We start from the raw sequence: 16,592 nt of genomic DNA on the forward strand, positions 1-16,592 counted from the left end.
CCGTCGCCACGATCCGCGGTCGCGCGGCATGGGCAATGGGGGCGGGCGCCCGCGTCCGCCATGAGGAGTTCATCATGACGACAAACGTGCGCGGCATGGGTGAGATCGCCGCCAAGTACTGGTGGGTCATCCTGGTCCGCGGGATCATCCTGATCCTGCTGGGCATGGCCATGTTGATCTGGCCGAAGCAATCGGTCTGGGTCTTCGCCATCATCTTCGTGGCCTACCTGATCGTCGACGGCATCATGTCGATCTTCCAGGGCCTGTCCGCCCGCCGGTCCGGGCAGTCGGGCACCGGCGACCTCGTGGTCGGCGCCCTGTCCATCCTGGCCGGCATCGTCATCCTGGTCTGGCCGAAGGAGAGCGGGACGGTCATCGCCTTCCTGGTCGCCTTCTGGGCCCTGCTGGCCGGCATCTCCGGCATCGCCGGTGGGCTGGCCCTGCGCAAGCAGCCCGGGTCCGGCTGGGGCTGGTTCGTCGCCTGGGGCGTGCTGGCCTTCGCGTTCGGCGTCATCGTGCTGTTCAACCCGGCCGCACTGCTGGTCAGCCTGCTCTGGCTGGTGGCGATCTGGGCGATCATGGCCGGCATCCTGTTCGCCATCGCCAGCTTCTACGTCCGCAAGGCCGGCAACCTCATCGTCGCGCAGACCTCCACCTGACCCGCTCGGCGGTCCCGGCCCGTCGGCGCCGGGATCGCCATCGTCGGCCGCTTGCGGTAGGCACTGTCGGTGCCCGCTCCTATGGTGGGAGTCGTTCCATTCGGCGACCGCAAGGAGACGCCCGTCATGACCGAACTCGTCACCGATCAGGCCCCGGGGCGGACCGCCGGACCCGGCCGGGCCGAGCTGGAACGCCGGCTGGAGGACCACCGGCGCGAGCTCGGCGGGTACTGCTACCGGATGCTGGGCGCCGCGTTCGAGACCGACGACGCCGTCCAGGACACGATGGTGCGGGCCTGGCGAGCCCTGGACAAGTTCGACGGGCGGTCCTCGCTGCGCACCTGGCTGTACCGCATCGCCACCAACGTGTGCCTGGATCTGCTGAGCAGCCGCAACCGGCGCGCCCTGCCGATGGACTTCGGGCCGGCGTCGCCCCCGGTCGCCGAATCGCTGGGTCAACCGCATCCGGAGGCCACCTGGATCCAGCCGATGCCGGACGGCGAGGTACTGACCGGCACCGCGGACCCGGCCGATCTGGCCGTGCAGAAGGACTCGGTCCGGCTGGCCTTCATTGCCGCCCTGCAGCACCTGCCGCCCCGCCAGCGGGCCGTGCTCATCCTGCGCGAGGTGCTGCGCTGGAGCGCGGCGGAGGTGGCCGACCTGCTGGACAGCACCGTCGCCTCGGTCAACAGCGCACTCCAGCGGGCCCGGGCCACCCTGGCCGCCGTCGACCCGGCGGCCGGGACCCACGCCGACCCGATGGACGAGGCGCAGAAGGGCCTGCTGGCCGATTACGTCAAGGCCTTCACCAGCTACGACATCGACGCGCTGGTGCTGCTGCTGCGGCAGGACGCCACCGCGTCCATGCCGCCGTTCGCGCTCTGGCTGTCCGGGCGGGACGACATCGCCGCCTGGCACCTGGGGCCGGGCGCGGCCTGCCGGCAGTCCAAGCTGATCGCGCTGGAGGTCAACGGATCGCCGGCGTTCGCGGCTTACAAGCTCGCCGCCGACGGCACCCACCGGCCCTTCTCCATCCAGGTGCTCGACCTGGACGGGGACAAGATCGCCCGGATCACCTACTTCCTGGAGACCTCGCTGTTCGCCCGGTTCGGGCTGCCCGCGTCGCTGTAGGGCGGCCGCCAGGGCCGGGGGCGACCGTTCCGGCCCCGCCGGCGGTCGCTCCGGCCGTCAGCTGCGCAGCCAGGCGGTCGTCTTCGGGTCGGCCAGCGCGGCCCAGTCCTGTGCGAACTCGCCCAGCGCCTTGTCCCCGCGGACCTGCTCCAACGCGTGCAGCCGGCCCAGGGTGAAGGCGTTGTCCCCGTCCAGGTGCAGCCGCACGCCCAGCTCACGCAGCGCCGCGCGAGCCACGACGCTGTCCTGGTGCTCGCCGAGCGCCTCCTGCAGGGCCTCGGCCCGGGCGGCGAGCACCAGAGCCGGCTCGCCGAACGCCGGCGCGACGGACTCCCCCGCGTAGCGCAGCCGCTTGGCCGCCTTGCGAATCTCGTGGTACCACTCGTCGCGATGCGCATGGTCGGCCGGCTCGCCGGCCTGCACCAGCCTGGTCACCCGGCGGTAGGCCTTGCGCACGCAAGCGGTGAGCACCTTGCGTGCCTTGCGGTCCCCGTCCTCGGTGAACGGCGGGTCGGCGACCAGCTGGTCCAGCCGGTCGAGCAGCCGGAAGTAGCGGCCGGAGTCCAGGGCGACCAGCAGCTCGTCGTGGGCCTTCTTGTGCTGCACCTGCAGGTCGGTGCCGATCCGGGATGCGATCGGGCCCAGCACCAGCTCGTCGGGTTCGGCGGTGATCTCGGCCAGCAGCCGCGCCCGGAGCACCTCGGCGTCGCGGGCCCCGCCCAGCTCACCGGCGATCCACTTGAGCTCCTCGCGCAGCGGGTCGGTCACGGTCCGGTCGAGCAGGGGACGGAAGGTGGCCAGGGCGCTGCGCAGCCGGCGGGTCGCCACCCGCATCTTGTGCACGGCGTCGGGCTCGTCGGTGCGCACCAGCGGGTCCCGGGCGAGGATGACGTGGACCTGCTCGGCCAGGTGGGCCAGCACCACGTCACGGGCGTGGCTCTTGGGGCTCAGGTGGGCCGGGTCGGGGCGGGTGGGCAGGCCGGCCAGCCGCCCGTGCAGGGCTCGGGCCAGCTTGGACGGCCAGGGCGAGGCCGTCGCCCCGGCCGCGCGGATCACCGCATCGGCCGCCTCGATCAGCTCCTCGGACCCGTCGACCAGTTCGACCTCCCACTCGCGCCAGTCGGACACGTCGGCCGAGCCGCCCGGACCCGGGGCGCTGGCCCGGACCACGTCGTCGACGGCCTCGGCCAGCACGGCGCCCTGCGGGCCGAGCAGCTTGTGCACCGTGCGCCGGCTCTCCAGCCGGGCGACCGGGTGCAACTCGTGGTCGCGGACGTGCACCCGAACCCGGTCGAGCAGCGCGGTGGGCGGGGTCGGGTGGTCCTTGAGGGGCTCGCCGAACTCGGTGCGGGCACCGGCGGCGGCCGGCACCTTCAGATGCCAACCGGCGTCCGATCCGCCCGTCCGCCGGCGCAGGGTGATGCCGGCCCGGGTCAGCGCCAGGGTGTCGGTGTCGAAGTAGGTGGCGTCCAGGTGCTTGACCGCCGGATCGGACAGCGCGCCGACTCCGGGCAGCGAGCTCAGCTCGACCCAGGGCAAGTCTTGCGGGGCATCATATTTTCGCTCGATCTCGAGGTGTTCGGACGTCATGGGACCGGTCTACCAGAGGTGTCCACCGGCCCCGGTCCGGTAGGCCGGTACCGGGCCGGGACCCGGCCCGGCCGGGACGCTAGCGGCGGCTGCCCGCGCTGCGGTGACCGGCCAGCACCCAACCGGCGACGACCGAATCCCAGACGATCGGGGTGCCCGCCCGGTAGGCGGTGGAACAACAGTCACAGCGTCCCGCTCGGGTGGCGGGTACTGGAGCGCTCATCAGGAATCCTTCGGGTCTGCGGCAGGGGAGGCCGACGTTGGCCCAGGGGGCGGCGGGGTGGAGAGAGGGAATCCGCTGATCACGGCATCTCGGCAGAGACATGCTCTGGGGCCGGTGATGCGGATGATGTCGAAAATCACGGCCGCGGGGCGGCGGACTTTCGATGCCCCTTCAGCAAACCAGCCCGGGCCGCCGGGAGCAAGCCGCACCACGTTAACTTCGTGGGGCCGGGCCGTGACGTGCCTCTCCATCGCCGGACGGGTCCCGCGGTCGGCCTACTGGGGATGGTGCAGCGCGCGACCGGTGGCCGGGTCGAAGACATGCGCGGCGGCCACGTCCACGGACACCGCGACGGGGTCGCTGAGCCGCACCGGCGCATGCCCGCCGAAGCGGGCCACCAGGGTGCCGCCGTCGCGCAGACCCACGGTCAGGAAGGTGTCCCGGCCGGTCCGCTCGACCGCCGTCACGATTCCGGCCAGGACCGTCGCGTCGGGATCGGGGTTCGGCGGGACCGCCGTCACCGACTCGGCCCGCAGGCCGAGCAGCACCGGTTCGCCCACCCGGGAGACCAGTGCTCCGGGCACCGGCTGCCAGGTGACCAGCGTCCGGTCGCCGACCCGGTACGCCGCCACCCCACCGGCGACCACCAGTCGCGCGGTCAGCACCCCCAGCGGCGCCGGGGCCACGAAGTCCGCGACGAACAGGCTGGCCGGCTGGTCGTAGAGCTCCCGCGAGGTGCCGATCTGCCGCACCCGGCCCTGCTCCATCACGGCGATCCGGTCGCCGATGGCCAGCGCCTCGGTCTGGTCGTGGGTGACGTAGAACGTGCTGACCCCGGCTGACTTGACCGTCTCGGCGATGACGCGGCGCATCCGGACCCGCTCGGGCAGGTCCAGGTTGGCCAGCGGCTCGTCGAGCAGGAACGTCGCCGGGCGGCGCACCAGGGCCCGGCCGACCCCGGCCTGGCCGCGCTGGCCCATCGAGATCTCGGTGGGTTTGCGGCGCAGCAGGCTCCAGATGCCCAGCCGGCGCGACTGGTGTTCCACCCGTTGCTGCACCTCGGGGGCCGAGGTGTGCCGCAGCGCCAGACCGAAGCCCATGTTGCGGGCCACGTCCAGGGTGGGATACAGCGCCGTCTTCTCGAACACCATGGCCACGTCCCGGTCGGCCGGTGGGCGGCCGGTGACGTCGCGGCCCTGGATCATCACCTGACCGGGTTTGACCGGCAGCAGCCCGGCCAACGCCCGCAGCAGGGTCGACTTGCCGCAGCCCGACGGTCCGAGGACGGCCAGCAGTTCGCCGGGCTCGGCCAGCAGGGTGAAATCGGCGAGCACGACCGTGCCGTCGCGCTGGGTCACGGTCGCCGCGACCAGGCCGGTCCGGCCGGTGCCCTCGGCGCGGGGGCCGGCGGCCCCGGCGGCCCCGGCGGGCCCGGCGGCCCCGGCGGGCCCGGTCACGGTTCACCGTCCTCGAACCGGAAGCCGGCCACGTCCAGCACGGTCAACGCGGCCCGCACCTGCACCATTGCCTCCGGGTCGGCCAGCTCCAACCCGGTCAGCGACTCCACGCGCTGCAGGCGCTGGGTCACCGTGTTCGGGTGCAGGTGCAGCGCCTGCGCGGTGGCGGCCCGGTTCTGTCGGGCGGCCAGGTAGCAGCGCAGGGTGTCCAGCAACTGGGTGCCCCGCTGCGCGTCGTGCCGGCGGACCGGGGCCAGGGTGCGGTCGGCGAAGGCGACCAGCGGGCCCGGGTCGTCCACCTGCAGCAGCAGGCCGGCCACCCCGAGGTCGTCAAGGGTGATCGCGGTGTCGATCCGGCCGCCGGCCAGGCCGATCTCCAGACCTCCGCGGGCCATCCGGAAGGCCAGCGGGTAGTCGGCCGCCGGTGGCGAGACGCAGACGGTGGCCGCCGCCACCCCCGGCACCGACCGCAGCGCCCGGCGCACCGCCTCCCCCACCCGGCCACCTGTCCCCGCCCCGATCCGTGCGTCGAGCCGCCCGCCCGCCCCGGCGCCCGTCCCCGGGCCCGGGCCGCTACCCGTGCCGCGGGCGGGGTCGGGGACGGGGTCGGTCAGGGCCGCCGGCCACAACACCGCCAGCACCCCCCGGTACGTCCCAACCAGCGGGCGGGGATGGAACCGGGCGGCCAGATCGGCCGCCGCGGCCAGCACCCGCTGCTCGAGCAGGATGCGCCGCGCCGGATCGGCCGGCTCCACCCGGCCGACCACGACGACCGCCGGGCCGGACAGGTCGTGGCCGAGTCGTGCGGCCCGGTCCCGGACCGCCGGCGAGTCGGCCGCCGCCCCGCCGAGCACGTCGGTGAGCAGCTCCCCCCGCAGCCGCAGCTCGACCTCGACGGCAGTCCGGATCCGGGCCAGTTCCAGGGACAGCACCAGCGAGCCGTGCTCGACCGCGCGCCGGTCCAGCGCCGACAGGTGCCCGGGCCCGACCCACAGCCGGGCGGCCACGTCCCCGGCCACCCACACCGTCCAGACGTGGCGACCGGCCACCTCGGCCCCGTCGGCCACCGCGTCGCCGGAGGCCGCCGCGCGCAGCTCGGGTGGGGGCAGCTCGGCGGCCCCACCGGCCACTGCCGAGACCTGGCCGTCGGCGTCCTCGATCACCACCGGTTGGCCGATCAGCTCGGCCAGGGCGTGCACGATGCCGGGCAGGCCGCCACCGCCCAGGGCGACGTCCAGCAGCTGCCCGTGGATCCGTTCGGACTTGGTCAGCAGCTCGGCCTGGTCCCGGAGCCGGTCGACCAGCCGCGCCGAGGTCAGCGCCAGCGCGGCGTGGTTGGCCAGCAGGGTGAGCCGCTCGACCTCGTCGCCGTCGAAGTCGTGGACGTGGGCCCGGTAGCCGTTGAGCGTGCCCAGCACGGCGCCGTCGGCGATCAACGGGACCGACACCATCGCCCGGTACCCCTGGTCCCGGGCCACCCCGCCCCACGGGACGAACTCCGGCTCGGCGGCGATGTCGCTGATCGCCACCGTCCGGCCCGAGGAGAAGGCCCGGCCCGACGGCGCCTGGCCGCTGCCGTTCAGTGCGAGCTGCACCGGACGGTCCGCGTTCACACTGGCCACGTAGTCCTCGGACAACCCGCTCCAGCCGGTGATCAACAGATGGGTCCCGGTCGGGTCGGGCAGCAGCACGGCGCAGAAGTCGTAGCCGAGCAGGTCGCGGGCGGTGTCGGCGACCAGATCCAGCACGGCGGGCAGTTCCCCGGGGGAGGTCACCGCCAGGGCCAGCCGATCGACCGCGCTGAGCCACCGGCGCAACTCGTCCAGGGCCGGCCCGACGGTGATCATCGACCCACTCTATGTCACGAATGACATTTTCATTCGGGAAGTATGTCGCCCATAACATTTGATCGGCCCAGCTCCCGCTGAATACTTCTCTCATCCCCCAGCACCACCCGAGCCCACCAGCCGGTCGAGAGGCGATCCAATGACGGACACCACCACAGCTCCCGCGCACCTGGCCGACCCGGGCGTCCGGCCGCACGCGCGGCCCACGCGGTCGATCGTGAACCCGGCCACCGGCGAGGTCATCGCCACCGTCCCGGAACAGGGCGCGGCCGACGTCGACCGGGCCGTGGCGACCGCCAAGGAGGCTTTCGAGACCGGCCCGTGGCCGACGATGGTGCGTAGCAAACGAGCCCGGCTGCTGCTCACGCTGGCCGACGCCATCGAGGCCAACTCGGCCCGGCTCTACGAGTTGGAGACCCGCAACAACGGGCGGCCGATCACCGAGACCCGGGCCCAGCTGTCCCGGGTGCCCGAATGGTTCCGCTACAACGCCGGCCTGCTGGCCGCGCAGCGCGACGCCGTGCTGCCCGGCGACGGCGAGTACCTGACCTACCAGCGCCGGGCCCCGCTCGGCGTCTGCGGGATCATCACGCCGTTCAACCACCCGATGCTGATCCTGGCCCGCAGCCTGTCCGCCGCGCTGGCCACCGGCAACACGGTCGTGGTCAAGCCCTCCGAACTCACCCCGCTCACCACCCTGGCCCTGGTCGAGATCCTGCACGCCGCAGGTCTGCCGGCCGGGGTGGTGAGCGTGGTGACCGGCAGTCGGGAGGCGGGTGAACGCCTCACCCGCCATCCCGACGTCGCCAAGATCACCCTGACCGGGGGCACCGAGGCCGGGCGGTCGGCCGCGCTGGCCACCGCGGCCCGGTTCGCCCGGGTCACCGCCGAGCTCGGCGGCAAGACCCCCATCGTCGTATTCGACGACATCGACTCGGTGGTGGCGGCGCAGGGCGCGGCCTTCGCCGCGTTCGTCGCCGCCGGCCAGTCCTGCGTCGCCGGTTCCCGCTTCCTGGTGCAGCGCGGCAGCTACGACGCCTTCGTCGACGCCCTGGCCACCCGGGCCGACGCCATCCGGATCGGCGACCCGGCCGCCCCCGGCACCCAGCTCGGCCCGCTGATCAGCGCGGCCCAGCGGGACAAGGCGCTGCGGTACGTGCAGATCGGGCTGGACGAGGGGGCCCGGCTGGTCGCCGGCGGCACTGTCCCCGACCTGCCCGGCCCGCTGAACCAGGGCTTTTACCTGCGGCCGACCGTGCTGGCCGACGCCACCAACGACATGCGTATCGCCCAGGAGGAGATCTTCGGGCCGGTGGCCACCGTGGTCCCGTTCGACACCGAGGCCGACGCGATCGCCATGGCCAACGACAACCGGTTCGCCCTGGGCGCCGGCGTCTGGACCCGCGATCTGGCCCGTGGCCACCGCGTCGCCGACCGGATCACCGCCGGCATGGTCTGGGTCAACGACCACCACCGGCTCGAGCCCTCCCTGCCGTGGGGCGGGGTCAAGGAGTCCGGCCTCGGCAAGGACGCCGGCACCGAATCGTTCGACGACTTCACCTGGATCAAGACCGTCGTGGTGCGCACCGCCGCCGACGACGTCGACTGGTACGGCCAGGCCGACCCCGGCCGACTCAACTGACCCTCCGCCCTCCCCGACCCCCGCGCCCGGCCCCACCCCGCCACCGACCTTCCCGTCCCGCCCCCTCCCCCGCCTCGCCCCGCCCCCCTCTGATGTTGATCATGGGAAAAGTGCGGTTCTGGACCGCTCATTCCGGCACTCTTCCCATGATCAACACCACGGTGGGGGGTGGCCCCCGGGGGGTGGGGTGAGGGGAGGAGGGGGACGGCGCGGCCGGGGTGCGCGCCGGTTCCACCGATCCCAGGAGACCCCCGTGAGCATTCCCGTCGACCAATCCCGCGCGCCCGGCTGGCGCACCGAGATCACCCGGGTCCAGTGGCTGGTGCTGCTGGGCACCACGCTGGGCTGGGCCCTGGACGGCTTCGCCGGCAGCCTGTACGCGCTGGTGCTCGGCCCGGCGATGACCGAGCTGCTGCCCAACAGCGGCATCACCCCGGCCCCGGCGTCCATCGGCCTGTACGGCGGCCTGACCGTCGCCCTGTTCCTGGCCGGGTGGGCCACCGGCGGCATCCTGTTCGGCGTGCTGGCCGACTACTTCGGTCGCACCAAGGTGCTCTCCATCGGCATCCTGACCTACGCCGTGTTCACCGCGGCCGCCGCCTTCGCCGACACCTGGTGGCAGCTGGGCATTCTCCGGTTCATCGCCGGCCTGGGCTCGGGGGTGGAAGCCCCGGTGGGCGCCGCCCTGGTCGCCGAGGTCTGGCGAAACCGCTACCGGGCCAAGGCCTGCGGCGTCATGATGTCCGGCTACGCGGCCGGCTTCTTCATCGCCGCCCTGGCCTACGCGGTCCTGGGCAGCCACGGCTGGCGGATCATGCTGGGGCTGGCCGTCATCCCGGCGGTGCTGGTCTGGTTCATCCGCCGCTACGTGCCCGAGCCGGCGGAGATCACCTCGGCGATCAGCGCCCGCCGGCGGCGCCGGGAGGCCGGCAAGCGTGACGAGCAGGACCGTTTCGTCCTCGGCCGGCTGGTCCGCCCGCCGCTGCTGCGCAACACCCTGATCTGCACGGCCCTGGCCACCGGTTCGCTAATCGCGTTCTGGAGCGTGTCCACCTGGTACCCGCAGATCATCCGGCTGGCCACCGCGGCCGAGTCGCTGCCGGTGGACGTCGGCAACAGCCGGGTCGCCCTGGCCTCCATGCTGTTCAACGCGGGCGGCGTCGCCGGTTACGCCTCCTGGGGCTTCCTGGCCGACGCGATCGGCCGGCGCAAGGCCTTCGCCATCAGCTTCGCGGTGTCCGCGGTCAGCATCGCGTTCCTGTTCCCGTTCGAGCACAGCTTCACCACGTTCCTGGTGATGATGCCGGTGCTGGGCTTCGGCCTGTTCGGCGCGCTGTCCGGAACCTTCGTCTACGGTCCCGAGATCTTCCCGCCGAGCGTGCGGGCCACCGGCATGGCCCTGGCCAACAGCGTCGGCCGCTACATCACCGCGGCCGGCCCGCTGATCGCCGGCGTCATCGCCGCCAGCTGGTTCGGCGGCGACCTGGGCCTGGCCACCACCTGCGTGGCCGCATTCGGGCTGATCGCCCTGGTCGGCCTGGCCTTCGCGCCGGAGACCAAGGGCGCCGCGCTGCCCACCGATCCCGGCGTCACCCTCCCCCCGCCCGCCGCACCTGCCCCCGTCCAGGCGGCCGCCACCACCCAGGAGCACACGTCATGACCAGCTACTCCGGCGCCCGGGCCATCGTCATCGGCGGCTCCATCGGCGGCCTGACCACTGCCCTGCTGCTGCGCGACATCGGCTTCGACGTCACCATTTTCGAGCGCACGCCGACGGTGCTGGACGGTCGTGGCAGTGGCATCGTGCTGCAGCCGGACACCCTGCGCTGGTTCACCGAGCGCAGCACCAAGAACCCGGCCCAGCTGTCTACCTCGACCCGGTGGGTGCAGTACCTTGACCAGCACGACCAGATCGTGCACCGCGAGGAGCGCACCTGGAGCTACACCGCCTGGGGCACCTTCTACCGGGCCCTGCTGGACGACTTCGGCCTGGACCGGTACGTGCTCGGCGAGTTCGCCGCCGGCTTCGATCAGGACGAGAACGGGGTGGACGTCCGGTTCGTCAGCGGCCGGCGGGAACGGGCCGAGCTGGTCGTGTTCGCCGACGGCATCTCCTCGATGGCCCGGTCGCGGATCGATCCGAGCGCGACCATGACCTACTCCGGCTATGTGGGCTGGCGGGGCACCGTCCCCGAACACACCCTGTCGGCCCACGCCCGGCAGACCCTGCGCGACGCGATCAGCTACACCGTGGTGCCGAACTCGCACATCACCATGTACCCGATCCCCGGCGAGAACGGCGTCGGCGCGGACGACCGGCTGATGAACTACGTCTGGTACCGCAATGTCCCGGCCGGCCCCGAGCTGACCGAAATGCTCGTCGACAAGCGCGGTTTCGCCGGTGCGGTGTCGGTGCACCCGGGCCAGGTGCAGGATCGGTACGTGGCGGAGATGCGCGCGGAGGCGGCCCGGGTGTTCGGTCCGGCGATCGCCGAGGCAGTCACCAGCACGGCCACCCCGTACGTGCAGGTGGTGCAGGACGTGCGGTCGGGCAAGATGGCCGACGGCCGGGTCGCGCTCATCGGCGACGCCGCCTGCGGCGCCCGGCCGCACGCCGCCGCCGGGACGGCCAAGGCCGCGGCCGACGGCTGGGCCCTGCACGACGCCCTGCAGCAGGCGGACGGCGACATCGCCGCCGCCCTGCGCAAGTGGGAGCCGGCGCAGCTGGCGCTGTCCGCGGCGCTGCTGGAACGGGTGGTGGACATGGGCGAGCGGGCCCAGTTCCGCGGCACCTGGACCCCCGGCGACCCCAGCCTGCGCTTCGGCCTGTACGCCCCCGGCCGCTGATCCGCTCCACCGACGCTGAAACCCGTTCCCCCACAAGGAGATCTCACGATGAGCACCTTCCTGGCCGACCTGCCGCTGGCCGGCACGCTGATCGGCACCGATTTCGCCGGGTGGACCCCGGAGCTCCGGGCCGAGTTCGAGACCCATTCGCACGACGGGCATGTCGGATCCCGCCTGCTGGCCGAAACGCCGCGGGCCCGGGTCTGGGAGATCCGGCTGGCGCCGGGCGAGCGCTGGCACGCGCACCGGCACGTGCTGGACTATTTCTGGACCGCGGTCACCCCCGGCACCAGCCGCCAGCACACCTTCGACGGCACCACCCGCGAGGTCAGCTACGCCGCCGGCGAGACCCGCTACTTCCACTTCGGTCCCGGCGAGTTCCTGCTGCACGACATCGAGAACGTCGGCGCCGGTGAGCTGATCTTCACCACCGTCGAGCATCTGGACGGCGACAACGCCCCGCTGGACCTGTCGTGATCACCGCGGTGGCCGGCGGAGTGGTCGACGTGCACGCGCACTGGTTGCCCCGGGAGCTGTTCACGTTGCCGCCCGGCGCACCGTACGGCGCGCTGACCGACCGGGCCGGCGAGCTGCATCTGGGCGAGGTGCCGCTGTCCATCGCGGCGACCGCGCTGAGCGACGTGCCGGCCATCCGGGACGACATGCGCCGTGCCCGGGTCGGGGTGCGGGTGCTCTCCGCGCCGCCATTCGCCTTCCCGGTGGGCGACGCCGGCGCGGGGGCCGACGCGGGTGACTACGTCGCCTCCTTCAACGAGTCGCTGGCCGCCGTGGTCGGCGAATCCGACGGCGCGCTGGCCGGTCTCGGACTGGTCGGGCTGCACGACCCGGACCGGGTCCGCGAGGAGCTGGCCACGTTGGCCGTCACGCCCGGCATCGCCGGGGTGGCCATCCCGCCGCTGCTGCGCGGCGACTCGCTGGACCGCGGGGTCCTTCGCGAGGTGGTGGTCGGCGCCGCCGAGCTCGACCTGGCCGTGCTCGTGCACCCGATGCAGCTGCCCCGGCCGGAATGGTCGTCGTACTACCTGGCCAACCTGATCGGCAACCCGACCGAGACGGCCACCGCGGTGGCCTCGCTGCTGCTGTCCGGCCTGGCCGAGGAGCTCCCGCTGCTGCGCATCTGCTTCGTGCACGGCGGGGGCAGCGCCCCCGCCCTGCTCGGCCGGTGGGAGCACGCCTTCACCCGCCGGGCCGACGTCGCCCGGTCGGCCAAGCGCGGACCCCGCGAGGGCTTCCGGGAGCTGTTCCTGGACACCGTCACGCATGACCCGGACGCACTGGATCTGCTGGTCGCACAGGCCGGCGATGGCCGGATCGTGGCCGGCAGCGACTACCCGTTCGACATGGCCCAACCCCATCCCGTCGCCTTCGCCGTGGACAACGGCCTGCCCGCCGCCACGCTGGCGGCCAGCGGCCGGGCGTTCCTCGGCCTGACCCCGGCCCGGTGAATCCCATGACCTCGCTGTTCGACCCGATCACCCTGCGACAGATCACCTTTCGCAACCGGATCTGGCTCTCCCCGATGTGCCAGTACAGCGCCGACGACGGGATGCCCAACGATTGGCACCTGGTCCACCTGGGGTCCCGGGCGGTCGGCGGCTTCGGCCTGGTGATGACCGAGGCGACCGCGGTGGTGCCGCAGGGGCGGATCAGCCCGCAGGACACCGGCCTGTGGAACGACGAGCAGGCCGCGGCCTGGCGGCCGATCGTCGAATTCCTGCACGCGCAGGGCGCGGCGGCCGGGGTGCAACTGGCCCACGCCGGCCGCAAGGCCTCGATGTACGCACCCTGGCGGGGTGAGGGGTCCGTCCCGATCGCCGACGGCGGCTGGGTCACGCAGGCCCCGTCGGCGATCGGTCACGGCGAGCATCCGGCCCCGGTGGCCATGAGCCCGCAGGAGATCGCTGCCACGGTGACCGCGTTCGCCGCCGCCGCCCGCCGGGCCGACGCGGCCGGGTTCGACGTGATCGAGCTGCACGGCGCCCACGGCTACCTGCTGCACCAGTTCCTCTCGCCCGTCACCAATCACCGGACCGACGCCTACGGCGGGTCGTTCGAGAACCGGATCCGGTTCACCCTCGAGGTGGTCGACGCCGTCCGCGCCGCCTGGCCGGCCGCAAAGCCGCTGGTGGTGCGGATCTCGGCGACCGACTGGATCGAGGGCGGCTGGACCGCGGCCGAGAGCGCCGATCTGGCCCGGATCCTGCGGGATCGCGGGGTCGACCTGCTCGACGTGTCCACCGGCGGGCTGGACCCGGCCCAGCGGATCACCGTCGGGCCCGGTTACCAGGTGCCGTACGCCCGCGACGTGCGCACCAAGGCCGAGATGCCCACCGGCGCGGTCGGCCTGATCACCGAACCGGCCCAGGCCCAGCAGATCCTGCACGAGGGTTCGGCCGACGTGGTCTACCTGGCCCGGGCGGCGCTGCGGGAACCGGCCTGGCCGTTGCGGGCCGCGCACGAGCTGGGGGTGGCCGCCGCGGACGCGCCCTATCCCCCGCAGTACCGGCGTGGGGTCTGGCGCGGCTGAACCCGGCCCGTTCCGGCGCTCAGCGCCCCGGCGGGTCTTCCATCGAGTGGACGGCCGCGCCGGCATCCCGTCACGATTCAGCGGAGCCTGTACCATTCCGGTGTGATGATCGTGATGCTGTCCTGGTTCGGTGACCCGCGGTGAGCGGGGGGCACGGGCACAGCCACGGCCCGGCGGGCGGCGGCGACCACCGGACCCGGCTGGCCATCGCGCTGGGCCTGACCTCGGTGGTGCTGGTCGTCGAGGTCATCGGCGCGGTCATCTCCGGCTCGTTGGCCCTGCTGGCCGATGCCGGGCACATGCTCACCGACGCGGCCGGCCTGGTGATCGCGCTGATCGCCGCTCAGCTGGCCCGCCGGGGTCCGACCGACCGGCGGACCTGGGGTTTCCTGCGGGCCGAGGTGCTGGCCGCGACCCTGCAGGCCGCGATCCTGCTGGCCGTGGGCACGTTCATCCTCGTCGAGGGCATCCAGCGGCTGTTCGAACCGCCCGAGGTCGCGTCCGGCATCATGCTGGTCTTCGGCGTGGTCGGCCTGGTGGCCAACCTGGTCTCACTGCTGGTGCTGTCCGGGGGACGCGGGGCCAACTTCAACATGCGGGCCGCGTTCCTGGAGGTGCTCAACGACGCCCTCGGCTCGCTGGCCGTCATCGTCGCGGCCATCGTGATCGCCACCACCGGCTTCGAACGGGCCGACGCGATCGTCTCGATCTTCATCGCCGTGCTGATCCTGCCGCGGACGGTCACCCTGCTCCGGGAGACCACCTCCGTGCTGCTGGAGAGCACCCCGCGCGGCCTGGACCTGGCCGAGGTCCGCGAGCACATGCTCGAGCTGGATCACGTGCTGGCCGTGCACGACCTGCATGCCTCCCAGGTGGCGACCGGGCTGCCGGTGCTCACCGCGCACGTCGTCGTCGACGACTCCTGCTTCCAGGACGGGCATGTGCCGCAGATGCTGGACCAGTTGCAGGCCTGCGTGGCCGAGCACTTCCCGGTCAGCATCGAGCATTCGACCTTCCAGCTCGAACCGGCCGGCCACCAGCAGCACGAGCACGGCGCGCACGCCTGAGCCGGCGCCCGCGGGTACCGTCGGGGTCGGCGCGGCAGGGCGCCACCGGTCCGCGGGCAGGGCAGAGCCCACCTGAGCTCCTCCTCTTCGTGGTCCGACCCTCTTTCGCCCCGATCCGCGGACATCGGGACCTGCGAAGGAGGACCCATGCCCGACGACGTGCCCACCGAGCTGCCGGACCATCCCGACCTGGATCAGCTGCGCCGGCAGGCCAAAGAGCTGCGCCGCGCGGCCGCGGCCGGCGACCCGGCCGCGCTCGCACCGTTCGGCGGAAGCGAGATCACCCTCGCCCGGGCCCAGCGGGTACTGGCCCTCTCCTACGGTTTCGCCAGCTGGCCCCGCCTGGTGCAGCACGTGCGCGTCCGGGCCGACCTGACCAGGGCGATGGACGCCACCGCCGACGCCGACGACCCGCTCGACCGCTTCCTGCGCACGGCCTGCCTGAGCTACACCGAGCCCTCCGCCGCCGGCCGGGCCCGCGACCAGCTCGCCGCGGATCCGTCCCTGGCCGGCCGATCGGCGGCGACGCTCGCCGCCTGCGGCCGGGCCGTGGAGCTGGCCGACCGGATGGCCCGGGATCCGGCGGCCGCGACCCGCGAGGCCGGACCGCACCGCTGGCCCCCGCTGCTGTACCTGTGCTACTCCCGCCTGGGCCTGGGCGACCCGGTCGGCGCCGCCCGGGTGCTGCTGGCCGCCGGAGCCAACCCGAACAGTGGCTTCCTGTGGCAGGGCCTGCCGTCGCCGTTCACCGCGCTGACCGGGGTGCTCGGCGGCGGCGAGCGGGACGAGCCGCCACACCCGCAGGCGGTCGAGCTGGCCGAGCTGCTGCTGGCCGCCGGCGCCGACCCGAACGACAACCAGGCCTTCTACAACCGCCAGTTCCGCCCGGACAACGACCATCTCGGGCCGCTGCTGCGGCACGGCGCCGGGCAGCCCCGGCCCTCGCCCTGGCGGGACCGGCTCGGCGCGGCCTACCCGTCACCGGAACAGATGGTCGGCGAGCACCTGCGCACCGCCGCCCAGCACGGGTTCGACGAGCGGGTCCGCCTCCTGCTCGCCCACGGCGTGGACCCCACCACCCGCGGCTACCACCCGATCCTGGGTGACGCGACCGCCTACGAGGTCGCCGTCCGGTTCGGGCACCCCACCGCGGCGGCGCTGCTGGCCGCGGCCGGCGGGCGCAGCGACCGGCTCGACGCCACCGACCTGCTGCTGGCCGCGGCCCTGTCCGGAGACGATTCGCTGGCCCCGACCGGGCCGCCGGACCCGATCACCGACCTGCCCACCCGCCGGCCGGACGCGATGCGGCTGGCCGCCGAGCAGCACGACATCGCCGCACTGGCCCGGCTGCTCGCGCTCGGCTACCACGTCGACACCCCCGGCGCGGGCCACGTCACCGCCCTGCACGAGGCGGCGTTGCGCGGCGACGCGGCGATGTGCCGGTGGCTGATCGACCACGGCGCCGACCCGACGGTGACCGAACGCCGGTTCGGCGCCACCCCGGCCGGCTGGGCCGCCCACGCCGGGCACCGGGAGCTGGCCGGCTGGCTGACCGACCGCGCCGCCGCCGCCGGCTGACTC

Annotated in this window: 14 protein-coding genes; 10 read left to right on the top strand and 4 right to left on the bottom strand. The window is 73.5% G+C overall.

Features of this window, described 5'->3' with window-relative positions:
- Window positions 1-74: 74 nt before the first annotated feature.
- A complete protein-coding gene (locus tag NAMU_RS24255; RefSeq protein WP_015749975.1) occupies window positions 75-659 on the top strand; it encodes an HdeD family acid-resistance protein in 585 nt (194 codons plus the stop codon).
- Between the two features lie 126 nt (window positions 660-785).
- A complete protein-coding gene (locus NAMU_RS24260) occupies window positions 786-1,790 on the top strand; it encodes a sigma-70 family RNA polymerase sigma factor (protein ID WP_015749976.1) in 1,005 nt (334 codons plus the stop codon).
- A gap of 57 nt (window positions 1,791-1,847) precedes the next feature.
- On the opposite strand, the gene NAMU_RS24265 is transcribed toward NAMU_RS24260, so the two are convergent.
- The 4 genes from NAMU_RS24265 to NAMU_RS24275 form a co-directional block, all read right to left on the bottom strand.
- Window positions 1,848-3,380 (bottom strand): CYTH and CHAD domain-containing protein, encoded by a 1,533-nt coding sequence (locus tag NAMU_RS24265; RefSeq protein ID WP_015749977.1) that lies wholly within the window; start codon window positions 3,378-3,380, stop codon window positions 1,848-1,850.
- 79 nt (window positions 3,381-3,459) lie between these two features.
- Window positions 3,460-3,603: a hypothetical protein gene (locus tag NAMU_RS30165; protein ID WP_169312549.1), complete on the bottom strand. Its 144-nt coding sequence runs from the start codon at window positions 3,601-3,603 to the stop codon at window positions 3,460-3,462.
- A gap of 275 nt (window positions 3,604-3,878) precedes the next feature.
- Window positions 3,879-5,060 carry an ABC transporter ATP-binding protein gene (locus NAMU_RS24270; RefSeq protein ID WP_015749978.1) on the bottom strand — a complete coding sequence of 394 codons (1,182 nt, stop codon included), beginning with the start codon at window positions 5,058-5,060 and terminating at the stop codon, window positions 3,879-3,881.
- Window positions 5,057-6,907, bottom strand: a complete 1,851-nt coding sequence (locus tag NAMU_RS24275) for a helix-turn-helix domain-containing protein (protein WP_015749979.1) — start codon at window positions 6,905-6,907, stop codon at window positions 5,057-5,059. The genes NAMU_RS24270 and NAMU_RS24275 overlap by 4 nt, the downstream gene beginning before the upstream one ends.
- Window positions 6,908-7,046: 139 nt before the next feature.
- Here NAMU_RS24275 and NAMU_RS24280 point away from each other — a divergent pair, with 139 nt between their 5' ends.
- The 8 genes from NAMU_RS24280 to NAMU_RS24315 all read left to right on the top strand — a co-directional run bounded on the left by NAMU_RS24280 (window position 7,047) and on the right by NAMU_RS24315 (window position 16,589).
- Window positions 7,047-8,549 (top strand): aldehyde dehydrogenase, encoded by a 1,503-nt coding sequence (locus NAMU_RS24280; RefSeq protein WP_015749980.1) that lies wholly within the window; start codon window positions 7,047-7,049, stop codon window positions 8,547-8,549.
- Between the two features lie 253 nt (window positions 8,550-8,802).
- A complete protein-coding gene (locus tag NAMU_RS24285; protein WP_015749981.1) occupies window positions 8,803-10,209 on the top strand; it encodes an MFS transporter in 1,407 nt (468 codons plus the stop codon).
- Complete coding sequence (locus NAMU_RS24290) at window positions 10,206-11,396, top strand: FAD binding domain-containing protein (protein WP_015749982.1); 1,191 nt, start codon at window positions 10,206-10,208, stop codon at window positions 11,394-11,396. The genes NAMU_RS24285 and NAMU_RS24290 overlap by 4 nt, the downstream gene beginning before the upstream one ends.
- Window positions 11,397-11,444: 48 nt before the next feature.
- Window positions 11,445-11,873 (top strand): cupin domain-containing protein, encoded by a 429-nt coding sequence (locus NAMU_RS24295; RefSeq protein WP_015749983.1) that lies wholly within the window; start codon window positions 11,445-11,447, stop codon window positions 11,871-11,873.
- Window positions 11,870-12,862, top strand: coding sequence for an amidohydrolase family protein (locus NAMU_RS24300; RefSeq protein WP_015749984.1), 993 nt, complete (start codon window positions 11,870-11,872; stop codon window positions 12,860-12,862). Before NAMU_RS24295 ends, NAMU_RS24300 begins: the two co-directional genes overlap by 4 nt.
- A gap of 5 nt (window positions 12,863-12,867) precedes the next feature.
- A complete protein-coding gene (locus NAMU_RS24305) occupies window positions 12,868-13,944 on the top strand; it encodes an NADH:flavin oxidoreductase/NADH oxidase (RefSeq protein WP_015749985.1) in 1,077 nt (358 codons plus the stop codon).
- A 140-nt stretch (window positions 13,945-14,084) separates the two neighbouring features.
- Window positions 14,085-15,011 carry a cation diffusion facilitator family transporter gene (locus NAMU_RS24310; RefSeq protein ID WP_015749986.1) on the top strand — a complete coding sequence of 309 codons (927 nt, stop codon included), beginning with the start codon at window positions 14,085-14,087 and terminating at the stop codon, window positions 15,009-15,011.
- Between the two features lie 147 nt (window positions 15,012-15,158).
- Window positions 15,159-16,589 (top strand): ankyrin repeat domain-containing protein, encoded by a 1,431-nt coding sequence (locus NAMU_RS24315; RefSeq protein WP_015749987.1) that lies wholly within the window; start codon window positions 15,159-15,161, stop codon window positions 16,587-16,589.
- Window positions 16,590-16,592: the final 3 nt, after the last annotated feature.

The organism is Nakamurella multipartita DSM 44233, from assembly GCF_000024365.1.
Lineage (GTDB): Bacteria > Actinomycetota > Actinomycetes > Mycobacteriales > Nakamurellaceae > Nakamurella > Nakamurella multipartita.